This is a genomic window from Flavobacterium sp. (assembly GCF_040379285.1).
GTDB lineage: Bacteria > Bacteroidota > Bacteroidia > Flavobacteriales > Flavobacteriaceae > Flavobacterium.
In genome coordinates this window covers 21,513-41,117 of the sequence record NZ_JBEILJ010000019.1, presented here as the reverse complement: position 1 = coordinate 41,117, position 19,605 = coordinate 21,513, and the positions used below count along the sequence as shown (strand labels likewise).

At 41.0% G+C, this 19,605-nt stretch carries 16 protein-coding genes; 3 read left to right on the top strand and 13 right to left on the bottom strand.

Annotation, left to right across the window (positions count from 1 at the left end; all coding sequences use genetic code 11):
* Positions 1-3,090, bottom strand: a 3,090-nt coding sequence (locus ABWO12_RS05995) for an FIDD domain-containing protein (RefSeq protein WP_502902915.1), incomplete at its 3' end; no start/stop codon positions are given.
* 237 nt (positions 3,091-3,327) lie between these two features.
* Between ABWO12_RS05995 and ABWO12_RS05990 the strand changes: the two genes are divergently transcribed.
* The gene (locus tag ABWO12_RS05990; RefSeq protein ID WP_353087861.1) at positions 3,328-3,525 is read left to right on the top strand and encodes a hypothetical protein; all 198 of its coding nucleotides are present in this window, start codon (positions 3,328-3,330) and stop codon (positions 3,523-3,525) included.
* 91 nt (positions 3,526-3,616) lie between these two features.
* On the opposite strand, the gene ribB is transcribed toward ABWO12_RS05990, so the two are convergent.
* The 9 genes from ribB to ABWO12_RS05945 all read right to left on the bottom strand — a co-directional run bounded on the left by ribB (position 3,617) and on the right by ABWO12_RS05945 (position 12,216).
* Positions 3,617-4,747 (bottom strand): 3,4-dihydroxy-2-butanone-4-phosphate synthase, encoded by a 1,131-nt coding sequence (gene ribB / locus ABWO12_RS05985; protein ID WP_353087862.1) that lies wholly within the window; start codon positions 4,745-4,747, stop codon positions 3,617-3,619.
* Entirely contained in the window at positions 4,740-6,626 is a 1,887-nt protein-coding gene (locus ABWO12_RS05980) for an LptF/LptG family permease (RefSeq protein ID WP_353087860.1), read from the bottom strand. The genes ribB and ABWO12_RS05980 overlap by 8 nt, the downstream gene beginning before the upstream one ends.
* A 5-nt stretch (positions 6,627-6,631) precedes the next feature.
* Positions 6,632-7,273 (bottom strand): outer membrane lipoprotein periplasmic chaperone LolA1, encoded by a 642-nt coding sequence (gene lolA1 / locus ABWO12_RS05975; protein ID WP_353087859.1) that lies wholly within the window; start codon positions 7,271-7,273, stop codon positions 6,632-6,634.
* 1 nt (position 7,274) lies between these two features.
* Entirely contained in the window at positions 7,275-9,812 is a 2,538-nt protein-coding gene (locus ABWO12_RS05970) for a DNA translocase FtsK (RefSeq protein WP_353087858.1), read from the bottom strand.
* A 26-nt stretch (positions 9,813-9,838) separates the two neighbouring features.
* A complete protein-coding gene (locus tag ABWO12_RS05965) occupies positions 9,839-10,222 on the bottom strand; it encodes a diacylglycerol kinase family protein (RefSeq protein WP_353087857.1) in 384 nt (127 codons plus the stop codon).
* A gap of 3 nt (positions 10,223-10,225) precedes the next feature.
* A complete protein-coding gene (gene tpx / locus ABWO12_RS05960) occupies positions 10,226-10,726 on the bottom strand; it encodes a thiol peroxidase (protein ID WP_353087856.1) in 501 nt (166 codons plus the stop codon).
* Between the two features lie 110 nt (positions 10,727-10,836).
* Positions 10,837-11,097 (bottom strand): DUF6952 family protein, encoded by a 261-nt coding sequence (locus ABWO12_RS05955; protein WP_353087855.1) that lies wholly within the window; start codon positions 11,095-11,097, stop codon positions 10,837-10,839.
* A gap of 85 nt (positions 11,098-11,182) precedes the next feature.
* On the bottom strand, positions 11,183-11,491 hold the full coding sequence (locus tag ABWO12_RS05950) for a thioredoxin family protein (protein ID WP_073364438.1): 309 nt from the start codon (positions 11,489-11,491) through the stop codon (positions 11,183-11,185).
* Positions 11,492-11,577: 86 nt separating this feature from the next.
* Positions 11,578-12,216 (bottom strand): peroxiredoxin, encoded by a 639-nt coding sequence (locus ABWO12_RS05945; RefSeq protein WP_353087854.1) that lies wholly within the window; start codon positions 12,214-12,216, stop codon positions 11,578-11,580.
* Between the two features lie 192 nt (positions 12,217-12,408).
* On the opposite strand from ABWO12_RS05945, the gene ABWO12_RS05940 reads away from it, so the two are divergent.
* Positions 12,409-14,331, top strand: a complete 1,923-nt coding sequence (locus ABWO12_RS05940; RefSeq protein ID WP_353087853.1) for an amino acid permease — start codon at positions 12,409-12,411, stop codon at positions 14,329-14,331.
* Between the two features lie 53 nt (positions 14,332-14,384).
* Here ABWO12_RS05940 and ABWO12_RS05935 read toward each other — a convergent pair whose 3' ends face one another.
* Complete coding sequence (locus ABWO12_RS05935; RefSeq protein ID WP_353087852.1) at positions 14,385-15,602, bottom strand: aminotransferase class I/II-fold pyridoxal phosphate-dependent enzyme; 1,218 nt, start codon at positions 15,600-15,602, stop codon at positions 14,385-14,387.
* A gap of 156 nt (positions 15,603-15,758) precedes the next feature.
* Here ABWO12_RS05935 and ABWO12_RS05930 point away from each other — a divergent pair, with 156 nt between their 5' ends.
* Complete coding sequence (locus ABWO12_RS05930) at positions 15,759-16,211, top strand: Lrp/AsnC family transcriptional regulator (RefSeq protein ID WP_353087851.1); 453 nt, start codon at positions 15,759-15,761, stop codon at positions 16,209-16,211.
* Positions 16,212-16,218: 7 nt separating this feature from the next.
* Here the strand turns inward: ABWO12_RS05930 and ABWO12_RS05925 are convergent, their stop codons facing one another.
* Both ABWO12_RS05925 and pckA read right to left on the bottom strand, forming a co-directional pair.
* On the bottom strand, positions 16,219-17,886 hold the full coding sequence (locus tag ABWO12_RS05925; RefSeq protein ID WP_353087850.1) for a putative transporter: 1,668 nt from the start codon (positions 17,884-17,886) through the stop codon (positions 16,219-16,221).
* A 34-nt stretch (positions 17,887-17,920) separates the two neighbouring features.
* Positions 17,921-19,543, bottom strand: coding sequence for a phosphoenolpyruvate carboxykinase (ATP) (pckA, locus tag ABWO12_RS05920; RefSeq protein WP_353087849.1), 1,623 nt, complete (start codon positions 19,541-19,543; stop codon positions 17,921-17,923).
* Positions 19,544-19,605 lie beyond the last annotated feature (62 nt).

Genomic DNA, 19,605 nt, shown 5'->3' with positions numbered 1-19,605 from the left:
GTCGAAAACACGAATGTAAAACGTTTGTTGGTCAAAATCGTTATTGCAAAACGGCTGGTTGGAAGTAATCGGATTAAACCCAGTTTGTGCGTCGGTGGGCGTTAAGTGGTAACTCACCTGCACGTTGGGATTGGTAGTAATCTCTGGAGTCTTAGTGCTCAAAACAAAAGTACAAGCCACACCATCGTTGTTGTCATCACACACTTCGTATGGGGTGGGGGTGTTGGCAGGAGGTGAGGCAATAATCGTTATGGATTGCGTAACTGCTGTAGCACATTGTCCCGCATTGGGGGTAAACGTATATGTGTTTGAAGTGTTAGGCGTGTAGGGTGGTGTCCAAACACCAGAAATTCCATTGTTGGAAATAGTAGGTAATGGTGAAAGAATACCCGGACATTGATTGGGGGCAATCGTAAATAGAGGTATGTTTGAGTTATTGATCACCGTCACAGTCAATGTTGTTGTTGTAGCACATTGCCCCGCATTCGGTGTAAACGTGTAGGTGGTTGTCGCCGTATTGTTAGGGGCTGGTGACCATGTTCCCGTGATCCCATTGGTAGAAGTAGGGGGTAGCATAGGGAAAGTAGTATTAATACAAATGGGACTAATGGCTGTGAACGTAGGGGTAACTAAAGGAGTAATTGTTATCGTGAGTGTAGTCGAATTTGCACATTGTCCCACATTCGGTGTAAAGGTATAGGTTGTTGTCGCGTTGGGATTAAAAGCTGGGCTCCATGTTCCAGCAATTCCATTCGTGGAGGTGGTGGGCAATGGGTTAACCGCTGTTCCTATACAATATGGACCTAAAACAGGGAAAGTAGGAGTAATACGCGGACTTATAGTAATGGTTACCGTGGTCGTTGTGGCACATTGATTTGCGTTGGGCGTAAAGGTGTAAGTGGTGGTTGAATTATTGTTTATGGCAGGCGACCATGTTCCTGTAATTCCATTATTGGATGCTGTAGGTAAAGCCGGTATGGTGGCTCCTTGGCAATAAGAGGGTGGCGTGTTAAACGTAGGTGTTACATTTGGGGTAATGGTTATTTCAAAAGAAAAATTAACCGCACATTGACCCGAGTTTGGTGTAAAAGTATAAATGGTTGTTCCTAGAAGGTTGGTGTCGATTGAGGCAGGATTCCAAGTTCCCGTAATACCATTGTTTGAGGTATTCATTAATAACACTGTTGTAATTGGAGTTCCCTCACACAAAGTAATGTCTGAGTAGGGAAAAGTTGGCGTAATAACCGTGTTCATCGTCACAGTTAATGTAGTCGATGTGGCACAAGCACTGTTGATGGGGGTAAAAGTATACGTTGTAGTAGCACCAAAGTTAGGTGCGGGTGTCCAAGTCCCCTGAATTCCATTGGTAGAGGTGGTTGGTAGTGTAAAAGAGGTCCCCACACAAAGCGGTCCAATAGGGGTAAAAGTAGGAGTTACCTGGGGTGTAATTGTTACATTCAAGGTTTGCGGATTCGCACAAGGGAATAAAATAGAATCCGGATTGAACGTATAAGTTCCTGAGGCATTGGGATTAATGGTGGCAGGAGTCCACGTTCCGCTAATTCCATTGGGTGAAGTAGTCGGTAAAGGCGGCGGAGTGCTCCCCTGACAAATCGGTGCGATAGGTGCAAAATTCGGATTGGTAAACGTTTGACACGGGGTGTTACAAGTAACAGTCATCGGGGAAACACACGATACCCCATTGGCTTGTAAGGTAAACGTAACCGATGTCCCGGGTGTCAATCCCGTCACTGTAAAATTCGAAGGGGCAACCCATGTTCCTGTGACTGGAGTACCCCCAGCAATAGTGTACGTGTAGGTGAAATTGGTTTGTCCAACATTGGAAAAATCAAAATTCAATGAAGTGGGTGTGGTATTCGGACTAGCCAAATCACAAAATAAGCTCAAAGAAGGTCCCGTATTAGCAATTACAACCGTAATGGGAACGCGTTCACTTTCACAACCAGCAATCGTTTGACTCACATAATAGGTAAAAGTTCCAAGGGTTGCCGTAGACGGAATTGGAGCCGTTGGTGAGGCTGTTCCTCCTGTCGCATTCGTGCCATACCAATTTAAAGTTCCGCCAGAAGACGCAGTTGCCGATAATGGGGTAGCTGTTTGATTTTGACAGTAATTTACAGGTGTTGTTACTGTAGGGGTTGGTACAACGGTGAAAATGATGGTTACTGTAGAATTGATCACCAAACCACAAATATTTGTTGCTGTAAGGGTTAAAGTTACACTATTTCCAGTGGTGGGTAAGGTGAATGAAGGATTTAATACGGCTGGGCTCCCAACAAAATTCCCCGCTGGTGCAGACCATAATACCGATTGAAATCCTTGGGCCGTTCCATTCAGCGCGATAGTTGCTCCACGACAAGCCGATTGTGTTGTACCTGCATTTACGGTAAAAGGTACAACAGGAGCTAAACAACCATTGTTGACATAAGTAGTTGCTCCAGCGGGTGTAAAATTAACTGTAGCACCGTCTTGCGCTGGAAGCGGACCGCCATATCCTCCCGTGTTATTGATTAATAAACTACGTTCATAGGTCACTGTATCGGTACACGTACTCCCAAATGACATGACTAATGTTCGTGTTCCCGGAATTGTATTATAGTTGGCAAAATGCCCTCCAATATTGGTAGCATTATTTTGAAAAATCATGTAGACCGTTGTGGTCAACGTTGCAAATGAATTAAAGGTTACATTAACATTTTGACTTGTGACTAAAAATACAGTCGCATTGGCCGGTAAAACACCTCCAGAAGGTTCTAAAATGGTTCCACAATTCCCCGCATTGGAGATACTGGCATTAAGTTGCGCCACAATATTTGCGGTTGTCGCGTTTTGGATAATTCCTCCCCAGGGATTATTAGGCCATGTTATGTTTAGATTGGCCGTATTTAGTGGATTGGGTCCTACTCTAAAACGAACCATTTCATTGAATCCCTCCTCATTAGTTGGATTCGTAGGCGAGCAAGCATCGACTAATATCGATTCAATTTCAAAACATTGCGATTGGACTTTAGGGATGGATACCAATACAAAACCAACTATGATATAATGTAAAATAGCTCTCAAGGACATGAAACTCCGTTTTTTAGGGCTACAAAGTTAATTAATTAAGCCGTTTAATTTGGGAAACGTGTAAATTTTCGTTTAACCTTTTTTAAATAATTGAATTGCATTTTACCTAATGACTGTTTCGTTTTTTTATTTTCTATGTAGGGCATTAATTTAATTGTAAGTTCAAGTTGTAAGTGCAATTTTTTCAAGTAGCACTTGTTTCGGTGTTTTATAAGGTAATATCTCACTAACAGTTTTATGAAAAAAGAAGATTTATTAACCTATGAATTTTTGAAGCAATTCAAAACAGGTAAAGACCATAATGGTTTTCTAGCACAACTTCAAAAGTGTGGATTAGAAGCCATCTTAAATGGTGAGTTAGATCCTCCCCCGCTGGCGTGTATATCGTTTCGCTTGGTCATATTAAATTTTGCTTCAGACTTATTTTCAGCATAATTGCCTTAAAAATAGTCTATATATATAGGTAATAACAATGAATATTTATAAGTTTGACAAAATTTCCGTAAAGCTGTGCTTTATTTTAATATTAATAGGGTACATATTCGCTAATCTCCAGTCCATATCCAATCATACCCACGCGTTTTGCTTGCACGCTATTGGTAACCAGTCGAATTTTGGAGATGTCCAAATCGTGTAAAATCTGTGCACCAATTCCAAAATCTTTATGGTCCATTTTCACCACAGGCGCCTCATTAATCCCTTCTGATTGCAATTGACGTAACACACCAATCCGACTCAACAAATCATTCGGATCGGTTTCACTATTGATAAACACCACAGCACCTTTGTCCTCTTTATGAATTAACTTAAAAACATCATCCAATTTTTGCTCCATACTACCGGTTAAGGCTTGGAGGATATCGGTATTGGCTGCCGCCGAAATAATTCGCGTAAGTACAGCATCGCCGTTATTCCAACTTCCCTTGGTCAACGCAATGTGGACTTGCTTGTTGGTGATTTGTTGGTATGCTCGTAATCGAAAGGAACCGTATTTAGTATTCACTTGAAAATCTTCTTTTTTCGAAATCAAGCTATCATGCTGCATGCGATAAGCTACCAAATCTTCAATAGAAACGAGCTTTAAATCAAACCGTTTAGCCACTTCAACCAATTCAGGTAAACGAGCCATGGTTCCGTCTTCATTCATGATTTCAACAATGACACCAGCGGGTTTACATCCGGCTAAACGTGCAAAATCAATAGCAGCTTCGGTATGGCCTGTACGACGTAAAACACCTCCGTGCTTTGCCGCCAATGGGAAAATATGTCCTGGACGCGCCAAATCAAAAGGCTTGGTTTCTTCATCGACTAGTGCAATTATTGTTTTGGCTCGATCGGCTGCAGAGATACCCGTTGTCACCCCATGTCCTTTTAAATCTACCGAAACGGTAAAGGCGGTCTCCATGTGGTCAGTGTTGTTTTTGACCATTGAATGAAGTTCCAACTCAGCGCAACGTTTTTCAGTCAAAGGCGCACAAATTAGACCACGACCGTGCATTGCCATGAAATTGATCATTTCGGGAGTGACCTTTTCAGCCGCTGCCAAAAAATCACCTTCATTTTCACGATCTTCATCATCCACTACGATGATTACTTTGCCTTGACGGATATCTTCAATGGCTTCTTCTATAGTGTTGAGTTGTATGGATTCACTCATTTTCGGCTGCATCTTGTATAAAGTTGTGTAATTGTTTTTTAGTCGCCCAAAACAGTAAAGGGTATAACGGAAATGCCGTTAGTAAACTGATAAAAAGTCCGGGTTCAAATGGATGTTTGGACCTCTCAATTTCAACCTGTGTTTTATAACAATACGTTAGAAGCAAAGCAAAAGGAATCGCTGCCCCAATTAGTATATACTGTATCGCCGTAAATTCATACACCAACACCAGGGCGAAGGTGATGGCATAAAACAGCAGCGCCATTAGATTCCATTTTTCAATGCGGTCAATATCAATAACGCACAATTTCTTTTCGATACTATCGGATAAATCGTCATAGAGCAATTCCTCGTGTCGAACAGTATCAGTGCTCGCGTTTGGGGAAGTTGAATCACTATCCTGAAGCTCTTCCATTGGCGATTCCATTGCATCTTCTGAAGTTTCTGGAGTAGTCTCGGAGGGCGTTTTTCGAAACAATTTCATGACCGGTTCAACGACCACGTCCAGAGTAACCATCCCCCCAATATCATGAATCGCACGATACGTAAGAGTTATGGCTAAGGGAAGTAAAATCATTGTCGACATCCAAACCCCAATAAAAGGCGAAATTCCATTTTCTTGAGCCAAACGTTTCCCAAAGGTGTTGATAAAATGGAAAATGATAAATATTATAACCGAAAAAACGATGGGTAGACCAATACCTCCCTTACGGATGATAGAACCCAAAGGTGCCCCAATAAAAAACATGAGGATACACGAAAAGGCCAACATAAATTTATCGTAAATCGCAATCCAATGCTTGTTAATAAGCTTTTGCTTGGCATTCATTTCAAACATATTACCTTCGATGGTGAATTGAATGTTTTCTACATTACTATAGGCATAGCGGTAAATGTCAGTTTTTTGGGTAGGAGTGAGGTAGGCTAAAATGTCTTGCGTGGGGATATTTTTTGGAAAAAGTTCCCCCATCGTATTGGTCGACAACGCTCCTGTTCGACTGTAAATATTTTCACCATACGAAATCGCCTCTTTTTTGTAATTGGTTTGCAATGAATCCAAAGTATAATTCAACTCCGAGATATTCAACATGGTAAAGGTATTCCCCAGTTCCATGTCGCGTTGATTGTTTTGGTTGAGTTTTGTGAGGTCGATGCTGAAGACATCCCGTTTAAACGTAGCTTTGGTAAAAGGAGCATTATTGCGTTTTTCATAGGTGGTACGCAAATCCTCATAATAGGTTCCATCATACAAAACCAACCGCAAAGTATTGGATTTCTCGCTACTCAATAATTCTCCTCTTTTGGCTTTAATAACCGTAGTATTTCCGCCACCGTTGGGAATGTTTCGGTGAATGGTAACGCCTTCCAATAAGTTACCTTTTTCCCCTTTTTTCTTTAAAACTTTAATGCTGTAGTTGCCAATTTCACTAAACTGACCTTCAGCAATGGCCAAAGCGGGCTTTATTTGAGCAATGTTTCGGCGAAAGTTAGTGAACTTATACTCGGCATAGGGAATGATGTTGTTAGCTACAAAAAAGGAGACAAGTGTCAATACCAGAATGAAATAGGTTTGGTAAAGCAAAGAGCGTTGAAACGAAATCCCCGAGGACTTCATCGCGGCAAATTCGTAGTTTTCGGCTAAAGATCCAAAGGTCATAATGGAAGCCAATAGCACCGAAAGTGGTAAAACCATGGGGATAATTCGGGGCATGGCAAAGATTAAAAACTTAATGACCATCAGCGTGTCCAAGTCTTTACCCGCCAATTCAGAAATGAATAACCAAACGGTTTGTAGTATGAAAATAAAAAATAGGATTACAAATACGGAGGCAAATGTAATCCAGAAGGATTTTAGTAAATACCGATCGATTATCTTCACCGAACTTAATCTAATTTATTAATGTAGTAGTTTGGGTATTTCCCTGCCACAAAATTAAACTGATTTTTTGAAAGCGGCTGATTGGTTTTAAAAGAATTAACAGTCAACGTGGTTCGGGTACCATTTTTACCAACTTCAATCAAATTGTAAATGGTTTTCGTTTGGGTGTCAATTCCCAATAAAATTTCTTTACGTTGGTCTTTGGTATTGGTGGGAATCAATTTAATCATTTGTATTTTACGACCGTTGATGTTTTGTTGAATGTCCCAAACATATTTATACCCTTTGTTAAAAAAGGTAAGCATCTTATTGGGTGTAATTGCTTTTTCATCCGCATCATTGATACTAGAAATAGTTATTTCCTCGTCTTCAGGGACAATGGTGTAGGTTTTTTTACCGTCAAAAATTTTGGTTGCCCCCATAAAGTTGAGCACGTATTTGTTGCCTTGTAAGGTTACATTTCCTTTACTCTCCTGATTGATATTTTCTTTGGTGTTGGTGAGTGTGTATTTAAAATCAATCACAATGTTATTGTAACTTTTGATTTTAGCCGTCACTTGATCCAACAGGTTTTTCGCCCGCTTGTCTTGTGCCTGGGTTGATACACTTATGGTTAATAGCATAATTATCGCTAAAAACTTTTTCATTCTAGTTTTCGTTTTGTTCGTTAGTAAAAAAATGTTCCAAAGCGACCAGATCAGGGATATTTACCGTGCGCGCTTTACTTCCTTCAAAAGGACCCACTATGCCTGCCGCTTCCAATTGATCAATCAAGCGACCCGCCCGATTATAGCCCAATTTCAATTTGCGTTGCAATAATGATGCCGAACCTTGCTGCGCCGTGACAATAATTTCCGCCGCTTCACGAAACATTGGGTCGCGTTCGGAGATGTCAAATTCCAAATTGACGTTACTTCCTTCTTCTCCCACATATTCGGGCAATTGATAGGCTGTGGCATACGCTTTTTGTGATCCAATGTAATCCACAATTTTCTCCACTTCGGGCGTGTCCACAAAGGCACATTGCACCCGAACCAAATCATTACCATTGGTATACAACAAGTCCCCGCGCCCGATAAGTTGTTCAGCACCTTGGGTATCCAAAATGGTACGTGAATCAATTTTTGAAGTCACACGAAATGCAATTCGCGCAGGGAAATTCGCTTTAATAATTCCCGTAATGACATTTACCGATGGACGTTGCGTCGCAATAATAAGGTGAATTCCGATAGCACGCGCCAATTGGGCAAGACGTGCAATCGGGGTTTCAACTTCTTTTCCAGCGGTCATGATTAGGTCGGCAAATTCATCGACTACCAATACAATGTATGGAAGAAAACGGTGTCCCAATTCGGGATTCAATTTTCGCGACTTGAATTTTTCATTGTATTCCTTGATGTTACGCACCATCGCATCTTTCAAAAGCGAATAGCGGTTGTCCATTTCTATACAAAGCGAATTCAACGTATTGATTACCTTGTTGTTATCTGTAATAATAGCATCTTCCGTGTCGGGTAGTTTGGCCAAATAGTGGCGCTCAATTTTGTTGAATAACGTAAGTTCAACCTTTTTTGGATCGACCAACACAAATTTGACTTCCGCCGGATGTTTTTTATACAAAAGCGAAGTCAAAACAGCATTCAAACCCACCGATTTCCCTTGTCCTGTCGCTCCAGCCATCAATAAGTGTGGCATTTTGGCCAAATCGACAACAAAAGTTTCGTTGGAAATGGTTTTTCCTAAGGCAATGGGAAGTTCCATTTCGGCCTCTTGAAAACGCGAAGCAGCAATCACTGTTTTCATTGGAACCATGGTAGGATTTTTATTGGGCACCTCAATCCCGATGGTTCCTTTACCGGGAATTGGAGCAATAATACGTATACCAAGTGCAGAAAGCGAAAGTGCGATATCGTCTTCAAGACTTTTAATTTTTGAAATACGAATTCCTGCTTCGGGTACAATTTCATACAAGGTCACCGAAGGACCTACGGTAGCTTTAATTTGGGCAATGTCAATCTTATAATTGCGGAGGGTTTCTACAATTCGATTCTTGTTTTCCTCCAATTCTTCCTGATTGATCGTAATGCCTACACTGCTGTAGTCTTTGAGCAATTCGAGGGTAGGAAATTTGTAATGCGATAACTCAAGCGTTGGATCGAAAAGGCCAAAATCTTCAACCAATTTTGCCGCCAAATTTTCAACGATCAAATCCTCATCGGGTACTTTTTCAATCACAAAGGATTCGTCTTGCGTGGGAATAATTTCCTTAGGCGGTTCAACAGTAAGTGGCGTTGAAAGCGGTATAGGAGGGGTGATTGGTGGCGTAGGTGTTACCAATACCGGTTCTACATCGGGTTCGTGTATAGGACTCAATCCGGATTTATTTGGATTCAAATCGATGCCCGAATAACTTGAAATGGTAGGTTTTAAAGCTTCTTTATCGATTTCAAATGAAGATTTCGGTTGCACCAATTCTTCAATCGCATAATCCGGCGTATTTTCAGGGTCCGAAACCGCATATTCTTCTAGGTTGTAGGCACCACCTTGCGCGGCGTTTTCTTGTGAAGCAGCAGCCATATCTGCTTCAAGATCGGCCTTCTTTTTTTCATAAAACGCTTTTAACGTATCGGGTGACCATCGGATTTTGAAAATCATGTACAGCAAAATACAAAACACCAATACGAATAGTGTTCCCGTTTTTCCAATATAATCTTGTATAAAGGAATTGATTTCAAATCCAACGGTACCTCCCAACTCAGGAAGGGAATTGGCGAAGAAACCAAACAGTAAGGACAAAACAATTAGAGCAAATAAATCCCAAAACCACATCGATTTCAACCGTTTCAGGGGAAGATCCAACGACATGAAAGCTCCCGTTACAAAAAGTAATTTTACCAAAAGGAAAGAAGCTACTCCAAAACCGTTTGGAATTAAGGTCTCGGCAATCCAAGCGCCTGATTTACCCATCCAGTTTTGCGCTTCTTTTTCACGGTCAATAAAAGCATTGGTTACGCTTTGATCGACATGGCCATTCACAAAATACGAGATAAACGCCACACCCATTGCCAATGCCAAAAGTACGAAAAGACTTCCCAAGATAAATTGGTATTGCCGTTTCATATTGAAGGATGAAATCGGTGAACGCTCGTTTTCTGTGGATGTGTTTTGTGATTTTTTGGGAGCCATTAATGCGCTAAATTTTTATAAATGTACTAAAAAAACGAAACGATTTTAGGGAGATATATCATACATCCAATGGTTATTGCAGTTATGGCGGCAAAAAAAACCGCTCCCGCTGCAATATCTTTGATGAATCCAATTTTTGCGTGGTATTCAGGGTGAATGAAATCGGCAATCTTTTCCGCTGCGGTATTCAAACTTTCAACCGCCAACACCAAACCAATGGCGAGCGTTTGCAACATCCATTCGGTCAGTGAAATATTAAAATAGAAACCTGCTAACGTGATCAAAACGCCGATACTCAATTGCACCATGACGCTGTGTTCGGTGGTCGCTAACTTGAACGCGCCAAGTACAGCAAAACGAATACTTTTAAATCGACCGGTAAAAAAAGTGCGATCGCGCTGAAATTCCATAGCCTATTGTAAAGCATTCAATGCGGCTTCGTAATTGGGTTCATTAGCGATTTCGCCCACTTGCTCCGCATGAACTACGATTCCGTTTTCATCCAATACCACTACAGCGCGTGAATGCAAACCAGCCAACGCACTATCGGTCAATTCCAATCCATAGTCTTTTCCAAATGCGCCCGATTTAAAATCAGATAAATTGATTACATTTTCAATGCCTTCAGCGCCACAGAATCGTTTTTGAGCAAAAGGTAAATCCCTTGAAATGCACAAGACTTTGGTGTTTTCCAACGCGGCCGCCTTTGCATTAAATGTACGAACGGAAGTCGCACACGTGGGAGTGTCAATACTTGGGAAAATATTCAAAACCACTTTACTACCTGCAAAATCAGCTAGTGTAGCAGTGGATAAGTCGTTTTTTACTAATTCAAAAGCAGGTGCTTTTGTGCCTATTTCTGGTAAGTTTCCTGAGGTGTGAACGGGATTTCCGCCCAAAACAATTTGTGCCATGGGTATCATTTAAAGTACAAAAATACTATTTTTTAACGGAAATAGTATACCATTTACAGGAAATTATTTCAGGAGTAAACATAAAAAAAGCGCCCCGTAGGTCGCTTCATCTAGGCTTTGTCGATGGACCCTAAAACGCGCTTCATAAAATCGTTGAGCGCTGTTTTTTTGTCTTTCCCTTCGCGTATCATTTTATGGACTTCCAAAGCCCCGTATAAATTAGAAATAAGTTCCCCAATCACATCGAGTTCTTCATTTTTCAACGATTCGAGCTCCGATAGATTTTCCAATACTTCGATGGTTTCTACCAAATAGTCTTGGTCATTGTCTTCAATGAATTGGGTTAATTGCTTTATGACTGGAAGTTTCATAGTTTAGTTTTCGTAATAATTTCTTGGAGAATCCAATAACTAAGGCTATTTGCCAAAGGGCTTTTCCCAAAAATTGGTTGTATTTTTAAAGGACTTCTTGAACCAATTCGGCCAAAACTTCAGCCTTGTTGGTTTGGGTTTGATTGACCAACACGCCATTTTTAAAAGTAGCAAAAGTGGGTAAATTATCTACTTTGGCCAATTGACGGGCGTTGGGAAATTGTTCAGCATCTACAATCAAAAAGGGAACGTGCTCGTGTTGAGCCGCCAGCATTTTGAATTTAGGTTTCATAATACGGCAATTTCCACACCAGGAGGCTGCATACTGCACCACAACCGTTTCGTTTTGAGCCACGATTTCGGCTAGATTATCTTGTGTAAGTTCTTGAAACATGCGATTGTATTTTTAGCTTAGGGTTCCCGTTTCAAGTTTGAGATAAATTCAACCCAAACCTGAAACGTTTACCTAATAATTTGCTCTTAGTGATTTGATAAATACGAAGCCGTACTGTTGCGATCGGCATTCATTGCCTCTTTTCCTTTTTCCCAGTTGGCAGGACAAACTTCACCTTTTGTTTGTACGTGGGTATACGCATCGATCAAACGAAGGTACTCATGTACGTTACGACCCAAAGGCATGTCGTTTACACTTTCGTGGAAAATTTTACCCGTTTCGTCAATCAAATACGTGGCACGGAACGTCACATTAGAACCTTCCAAAAGCACCGTATCGGTATCTTCGTTGTATTCTCCAGCTTCGATATCCAAAATACCAAGTGCTGACGATAAGTTGCGGGTTGTGTCAGCCAATAAAGGATAGGTAACTCCTTCAATACCACCGTTGTTTTTGGCCGTATTCAACCAGGCAAAATGAACTTCGTTGGTGTCGCAAGAAGCGCCAATTACGGTTGTATTACGTGCTTCAAATTCTTCCAAAGCCGTTTGAAACGCATGTAACTCCGTAGGACAAACGAAAGTGAAATCTTTGGGATACCAAAACAACAATACTTTTTTGTTGTTTTTTACAGCTTCCTCCAAAATGTTAATGCGCAAATTGTCTCCCATAAAAGAGATGGCATCTACGGTAATGTTTGGGAATTTTTTTCCTACTAATGACATAATTTTATTGTTTTAGAAATTAAAAATTGTTTTTCTACATCACAAAAGTACATACAACTTCGAGTAATATGAATTAGTTTTTATTATTAGTTCTTATTATGAAATAGTTTTTGGCTATTTGGATGAAAGCAGGGAGCCTATCACTTTCAAATAAAAGTTTATATTTGTTTGCCTAAAAAAAGCGATTACACCATGAAGTTTTCCCAATTATTTCGAAAAAAATCGGTTCATGATATCCTTCAACAAGTTGCCCATAATGAGTCCGACGGACATCACGCGCTTGGAAAGCACCTCACGGCCAGGGATTTGACCGCTTTTGGGATTGCAGCCATCATTGGTGCTGGAATTTTTAGTACCATTGGAAAAGCCAGTGCCGATGGGGGACCCGCGGTGATTTTTCTATTTCTATTTACGGCGTTGGCCTGTAGTTTTGCTGCTTTTGCTTACGCAGAATTTGCTTCAATGGTTCCTGTATCGGGAAGTGCGTACACGTATTCGTATGTGGCTTTTGGGGAACTTATTGCATGGATTATCGGATGGGCGTTGATCATGGAATATGCGATTGGGAATATCACCGTGGCGATTTCTTGGAGTGATTATTTTACTGGATTGCTTGAAAGTGGTGGTATTCATTTGCCGCAATGGATACAAATGGATTATTTATCAGCCTCCAAAGGGTTTGCCGAAGCGACAGCGTTGTTGCAAAGCGGAAAACCTTTCGCCGATTTAAGTCCCGCCCTCCAAGCGGCGCATACGGCTTGGAACACATCACCTACGATAGCCGGTTTACACTTGGTTGCCGATTTGCCGGCTTTGCTGATTATTGTGTTGATTACCTATTTGGTCTATCGTGGTATGAAAGAATCGCGCAATGCCAGTAATCTTATGGTGGTAGTGAAACTGTGTATCATTTTGTTGGTGATAGCGGTTGGCGTATTTTACGTAGATACGGATCATTGGGATCCTTTTGCGCCCAATGGTGTAAGTGGTGTACTCAAAGGGGTGTCGGCTGTATTTTTTGCTTACATCGGTTTTGATGCCATTTCAACCACTGCTGAAGAATGCAAAGATCCCCAACGCGATTTGCCCAAAGGAATGATGTGGGCGATTATCATTTGTACCATTTTATACATTATTATCGCTTTGGTATTAACAGGAATGGTTTCTTATGATCAGTTAAATGTAGGTGATCCGTTAGCTTTTGTATTTGATCAATTGGATTTAAAATGGATGTCTGGTATTATCGCTGTAAGCGCCGTTGTAGCTATGGCAAGTGTGCTCTTGGTCTTTCAAATGGGACAGCCCCGTATTTGGATGAGCATGAGTCGCGACGGGTTGTTGCCAAAACGTTTCTCACGAGTTCATCCGCGCTATAAAACGCCTTCGTATGCGACTATTGTAACCGGATTTGTAGTGGCAATTCCCGCACTTTTTTTGAATCTAACGTTGGTGACCGACTTATGTAGTATTGGTACTTTGTTTGCTTTTGTTTTGGTCTGTGCTGGGGTATTGGTATTGCAAAACCGTCCCGATGTGCCTCGTGGTAAGTTTAAAACCCCCTATATTAATGCCAAATATATTTTTCCAGTCCTGTTGTTTTTAGGGTTAATAAGTTCCTTTTACTTTAATAAACAAGGGGTGGTCGATTTTATTACTAATAAGAAACAGCTCAACAGTCCCACAACCCTCGTCACTTCGTTAAAAGAGGCTGAAGCGGCCCAAGTGGTTCAATACTTGTATGATTTAAAATTGGTGAAAACCAAAGAAGTCGATTTAGAGAAAACGCTTAAAACCTTTGCCGAGGATCCCAAAGCCTACCATTCGTTAGTCGATGCTTTACCGATAGATACGGCGTTGAAATACGAATCGGGATGGGCTTTGTTTTCACACAAAATTCCGATGTGGATTTTTATTATTGTACTCATGGCCTTGGGAGCTTGGGCATACCAGAAGAATTTGTCCTTAATTCCGCTCCTTGGCTTGGTAAGCTGTTTGTACATGATGGCCGAATTGAGTGTTTGGAATTGGTTGTACTTCTCGATTTGGCTCCTCATAGGATTGTCGATTTATTTTGGCTTTAGTTATAAAAATAGCAAGTTGAACCAAACATCATAATACCAAAAAAGGGATCAGAAAGCGATCCTTTTTTTTTGTTCAGTGCTGTACCACTATAGTATTCCAAGTTGCCGCATGCAGTCGGTCATTTTTTGATAGGTTCGTTCAATATCATTATCCAAACCAATCGAAAAACGAATCAAGCCATCGGTCAATCCCATTTCGTGTTGCTCTTCCAACGGAATTTCGCTCGAAGTAGAGGTTCCTGGAGCACTGAATAAGGTTTTATAAAATCCAAGACTTACGGCTAAATAGCCCAAATTGTTGTGTTGCATTAACTCCATTAAGGCATTGGCACGGTCCAACGTTCCTACATCCAAAGTCATCATGCCACCATAGCTGTATTCGGGATTCATTTGTCGCGTGAAGAGCGCATGGCTGGGGTGACTTTGTAATCCGGGGTAGACCACTTTTAAGCCGTCCTCTTCAAAGCGAGTTGCCAAATAGAGCGCATTATGACTGTGTTGTTTCATGCGGATGTGTAAGGTGCGAAGATTTTTTAATATCGAAGCTGAGCGCAAGCTATCCATTGTAGGCCCCAACAGCATGCACGCTCCATCATTGACATTGCGCAAATCATTGATGAATTCTTGCGAACTACAGATAACACCTCCAACCGTATCGGAGCTTCCATTGATAAACTTAGTTAAACTATGAATTACCACATCGGCACCCCATTGGGCTGGTGCCACTTGTAAGGGTGAAAAGGTGTTGTCGACAACGAGCTTTATATTGTATTTTTTGGCCAACAGGGCTAACCCTTGAATATCGGCGACTTCCAACAAAGGATTGCTCACGGTTTCACAATACAAGACTTTGGTATGTGGGGTAATAGCGGCTTCGACTACATCTAGTTTGGTGATGTCTACAAAATGCGTTTGAATGTGCCACTTGGGCAACAAATTTTTCATAAACGCATAGGTACCGCCATAAATCGTGCGACTCGAAACGATTTGGTCCCCGCTAGCACAGAGCTGCAACAATACAGAGGTTATGGCTCCCATCCCCGATGCGGTTACGTTGGCTCCGGTGGTTCCCTCCATAGCGGCGAGGGCTTGACCCAAATACAAATTCATAGGAGAGGAATGCCGCGAATACAAATAACAGCCTTCGGCATTTCCTTCAAAAGTGTTAAACATCGTCTTGGCCGACAAAAAAGTATAAGTGGATGAATCCGAAATCGAGGGATTCACGCCTCCAAATTCGCCAAAGTATTGCAAGTCTTGAATATGATCGGCCGGATGAAAGGCCTTAGGATGTTGATTTTCCATACGATATTAGGTAATAAGTATTCAAATATCGAAGTATACTTATGAATTTTCAACACATATTTTAAATTATAGAAAATGAAACTATAATTATTGATTTAATTAGATTAATTTTTTTATTTTTAAGAAAATATAATTTATTCTCTGAAAATTTATCCGATGGATGCAATCGACAAAAAAATCGTTGGGTTTTTGCAAAATGAGGCTCGAATGACCAATAAAGAAATGGCGGTAAAACTACAAATGTCGGTTACAGCCGTCTATGAACGCATTCGAAAAATGGAACGCGAAGGGGTACTCAAAGGCTATGTGGCGTTATTGGATCGAAAAAAAATTGACCAATCGTTTATTGTTTTTTGCCATATTAAGTTAATCCAACATACGAAAGATTATTTGGTGCGTTTTGAAGCTGAAGTAGTGCAACTCTCAGAGGTTTTGGAGTGTTTTCATGTGAGTGGGGATTATGATTATATTTTAAAAATTGCCGTAAAGGATATGGAAGCCTACCGTGATTTTATGGTAACCAAACTGACGCGTTTGCAACATATTGGGAGTACCCACAGTTCGTTTATGATTGGGGAAATAAAAAATAGCACCGCGTATAGTTTGTAATCTATTTTTACGAAAAGAAAAGAATGAGCAATTGTGCACCTATAATTCGTAAAATCATGGTGAGTGGATATACCGTGGCATAGGTTGCTGTTGGCGTGTCATTATCGGCAATTTTCAGCGCAAAGGCTAAAGCCGGGGGATCTGTAGACGCTCCTGCGAGGAGTCCCATGATTTCAAAAAAGTTTTTCTTAAAGATTTTTTTAGCCAACCACCCAATCAGTAGTAGAGGAATAATTGTGATGCACAACCCCATAACCATCCAATGCAGACCAATCGTTCCTTCAAATGCGGAAGCCAAATGAGTACCGCTGCTTAACCCAACGCTGGCAAGAAATAAACAGATGCCCAATTCGCGTAGCATGAGATTGGCACTATGGGTCGTGTAATTATTCAAGTACCACTGATTTCCAAAACGACTCAACAGCAAGGCCACAAGAAGAGGACCGCCAGCTAGTCCAATTTTGACAGGAACTGGTATGTTGGGGATCTGCAATGGAATGCTTCCAACAATTAAACCGAGAACAATTCCGATAAAAATAGGCGCAAGGTCGGGAACTTCTAAGCGTTTGATCGCGTTTCCAAGTACTTTGGTCGCTTGTTCCAAACCCTCGGGTGTCCCCACAACTTTTAGGGTGTCCCCCAATTGCAAAACGATATTTCCATTGGGTACCAATTGGGTTCCCGCTCGATATAAACGCGTGAAGGTAAAATCATGTTGTTGTAGCGCCGAAATATCGCCCAAACGTTGATGAGTAACTGCTTTGTTGGTGACCACAATCGGACTGCTAACCAACTGGCTGTCTAAAGCCGTTTTTAAATTCATCGTACTCTCGGCTCCTATGAGTAAGTGAAGTGAATCAAATACTGACTTTTGAGCCACAATAAGAAGTACATCGCCTTCCGCCATTTGTGTTTTTGGGGTAGGTGTAATGATTTCTCCATGATGGTACATGCGAGAGACTACAATTGGTGTTTTTACAATTTCAAAAATATGAGCCAACGATTTTCCAATCAATTGGTGGTTGTCAAGTTGTAAATGTTTTGAAATCACCCGATTTTCGCGAAGGTTTTGCAATTTATTTTGTCGTTCGGTTTCTTCTTTTAGATTTATATGAAACGCTTTTTTCAAAAGTAAGATTGCGATAATGATGCCCAAAACACCAAAGGGATAAGCGAGTGCATAGGCCAAGGTCACTGTTGCCGTATTGGCGGATGTACCATGGATATTGTTCAAAGTGGTTTGGGCAGCAGCCAAGCCTGGCGTATTGGTAACGGCTCCACTCATAACACCACTCAATTCACCGATGGAAAATGGGGTGAAATAAAAAAAGAAAATCGTAATAAGTAGTCCTGAAAGTACAATTCCAAAAGCTAAAATGTTATTGATCAAAGCATTTCGATTCAACGCGGCAAAAAAACCAGGACCTACTTGTAATCCGAGGGTGTAAACAAATAAAACGAGTCCAAAGTCTTTTAAAAATTCCTGAATTTCAGTCTCTACAATCACTCCTGCATAGGAAAAGGCAAGTCCCACAAATAAAACCCATGTTACCCCGAGCGATAGTCCTTGATAGCTAATTTTTCCCAATCGAATGCCTAAGGCAATGACAACACCAAAAATAATTATGGTATGTGTAAATGAGGGTTTGGTAAAAATTTCGACGATCCAGTCCATGGCTCAGGGTGTTACGGGTAAAGGGTTTATATTGTTATTTTGTAATCTGTTCTTCCAATTGAGGCCCTGCTGTAACCAAACGTTGACCTTCTTCGGTATCGGTATATTGTGCAAAGTTTTTAATATACAATGCACTGAGTTTTTTCGCTTTTTCTTCCCAAACGCTCACCGCGGTGTAGGTGGCTCTCGGGTCTAAAATTGATTGATCAACTTCTGGTAATTGGGTAGGAATTGTGAGGTTAAGGTAGGGTATTTTTGCAGTTGGCGCCTGCTCAATACTTCCGTCCAATATGGCATCAATTATTGCTCGGGTTTGTTTTAGCGCTATCCGTTTTCCAGTTCCATTCCAACCTGTATTCACCAAATACGCTTTAGCGCTGTGTTCTTTCATTTTGCCAATTAATGTTTTGGAATACATCGTTGGGTGTAGCGTAAGGAATGCCTCACCAAAAGCAGGTGAAAAAGAAGGTTGAGGTTCGGTGATACCGCGTTCCGTTCCTGCCAATTTTGAAGTATACCCACACAAGAAGTGATATTGTGCTTGGTTGTCATCCAAAATTGATACAGGTGGCAATACCCCAAAAGCATCGGCGCTCAGATAAATGATTTTTTGGGCATGCCCCGCTTTAGACGGCAATACAATTTTATTGATGTGATAAATAGGATAGGAAACCCGTGCATTTTCTGTGATACTATGGTCATAGTAATCAACTTCACCGTATTCATTGACAACCACGTTTTCCAACAACGCATCTCTTTTGATAGCTCGCCAAATATCGGGTTCATTTTCCTCACTCAAATCGATGACTTTGGCATAACATCCCCCTTCATAATTAAAGACGCCATTGGCATCCCAGCCATGTTCATCATCGCCAATCAAATAGCGTTTTGGATCGGCTGACAATGTTGTTTTTCCAGTGCCTGACAGGCCGAAAAATAAGGCTACATCGCCGTTTTCACCCACATTGGCAGCACAGTGCATAGAAGCCATTCCCTTGAGCGGAAGATAATAGTTCATCATGGCAAACATGCCTTTTTTCATTTCACCACCATACCAAGTACCGCCGATGATTTGCATTTTTTCGGTAATATTAAAAAGTATGAAATTCTCTGAGTTAAGTCCCATCTCTTCCCAATCCAGATTCGTTGTTTTGGATCCGTTTAAAACAATAAAATCGGGTTCCCCAAAATGCTCTAGTTCGTGAATTGAGGGTCGAATAAACATATTAGTAACAAAATGGGCCTGCCATGCCACTTCCATGACAAATCGGACTTTTAAACGCGTATCGGGATTGGTGCCACAAAAAGCATCTACAACATACAGTTTTCGTGAAGTTGATAATTGTTTCAAGACTAATTTCTTTAATTCGCTCCAAATGGGTTGCGTCGTCGGCAAGTTCACTTTACCATCCCAAAAAATGGAGTCTTTGGTAATTTCATCTTTTACAATATACCGATCTTTAGGAGAACGACCCGTGAAAATGCCTGTTTTGACAGCCACAGCGCCGTTTTCGGTAATTGCACCTTTTTCATACCCACGGCATTGGTGTGACGTTTCGGCTTCATAAAGCTGATGATAACTGGGGTTGTACACAATTTCATGATACCCTGTAATCCCCATTTCATGTAATTCCTGAATTAATTTGATGTTTTTCATGGCGATGGTTTTAGTGATTGATTATTTTTTGTTCAAATTTCTTGCGTCAAAGTTCTCAAAAC

Bases quoted from the DNA above. Each gene is read 5' to 3' on its own strand.
- ABWO12_RS05990 (WP_353087861.1), top strand. From the start codon at position 3,328: ATGAAAAAAGAAGATTTATTAACCTATGAATTTTTGAAGCAATTCAAA.
- ribB (WP_353087862.1), bottom strand. From the start codon at position 4,747: ATGAGTGAATCCATACAACTCAACACTATAGAAGAAGCCATTGAAGAT.
- lolA1 (WP_353087859.1), bottom strand. From the start codon at position 7,273: ATGAAAAAGTTTTTAGCGATAATTATGCTATTAACCATAAGTGTATCA.
- ABWO12_RS05970 (WP_353087858.1), bottom strand. From the start codon at position 9,812: ATGGCTCCCAAAAAATCACAAAACACATCCACAGAAAACGAGCGTTCA.
- ABWO12_RS05965 (WP_353087857.1), bottom strand. From the start codon at position 10,222: ATGGAATTTCAGCGCGATCGCACTTTTTTTACCGGTCGATTTAAAAGT.
- tpx (WP_353087856.1), bottom strand. From the start codon at position 10,726: ATGGCACAAATTGTTTTGGGCGGAAATCCCGTTCACACCTCAGGAAAC.
- ABWO12_RS05955 (WP_353087855.1), bottom strand. From the start codon at position 11,097: ATGAAACTTCCAGTCATAAAGCAATTAACCCAATTCATTGAAGACAAT.
- ABWO12_RS05950 (WP_073364438.1), bottom strand. From the start codon at position 11,491: ATGTTTCAAGAACTTACACAAGATAATCTAGCCGAAATCGTGGCTCAA.
- ABWO12_RS05945 (WP_353087854.1), bottom strand. From the start codon at position 12,216: ATGTCATTAGTAGGAAAAAAATTCCCAAACATTACCGTAGATGCCATC.
- ABWO12_RS05940 (WP_353087853.1), top strand. From the start codon at position 12,409: ATGAAGTTTTCCCAATTATTTCGAAAAAAATCGGTTCATGATATCCTT.
- ABWO12_RS05935 (WP_353087852.1), bottom strand. From the start codon at position 15,602: ATGGAAAATCAACATCCTAAGGCCTTTCATCCGGCCGATCATATTCAA.
- ABWO12_RS05930 (WP_353087851.1), top strand. From the start codon at position 15,759: ATGGATGCAATCGACAAAAAAATCGTTGGGTTTTTGCAAAATGAGGCT.
- ABWO12_RS05925 (WP_353087850.1), bottom strand. From the start codon at position 17,886: ATGGACTGGATCGTCGAAATTTTTACCAAACCCTCATTTACACATACC.
- pckA (WP_353087849.1), bottom strand. From the start codon at position 19,543: ATGAAAAACATCAAATTAATTCAGGAATTACATGAAATGGGGATTACA.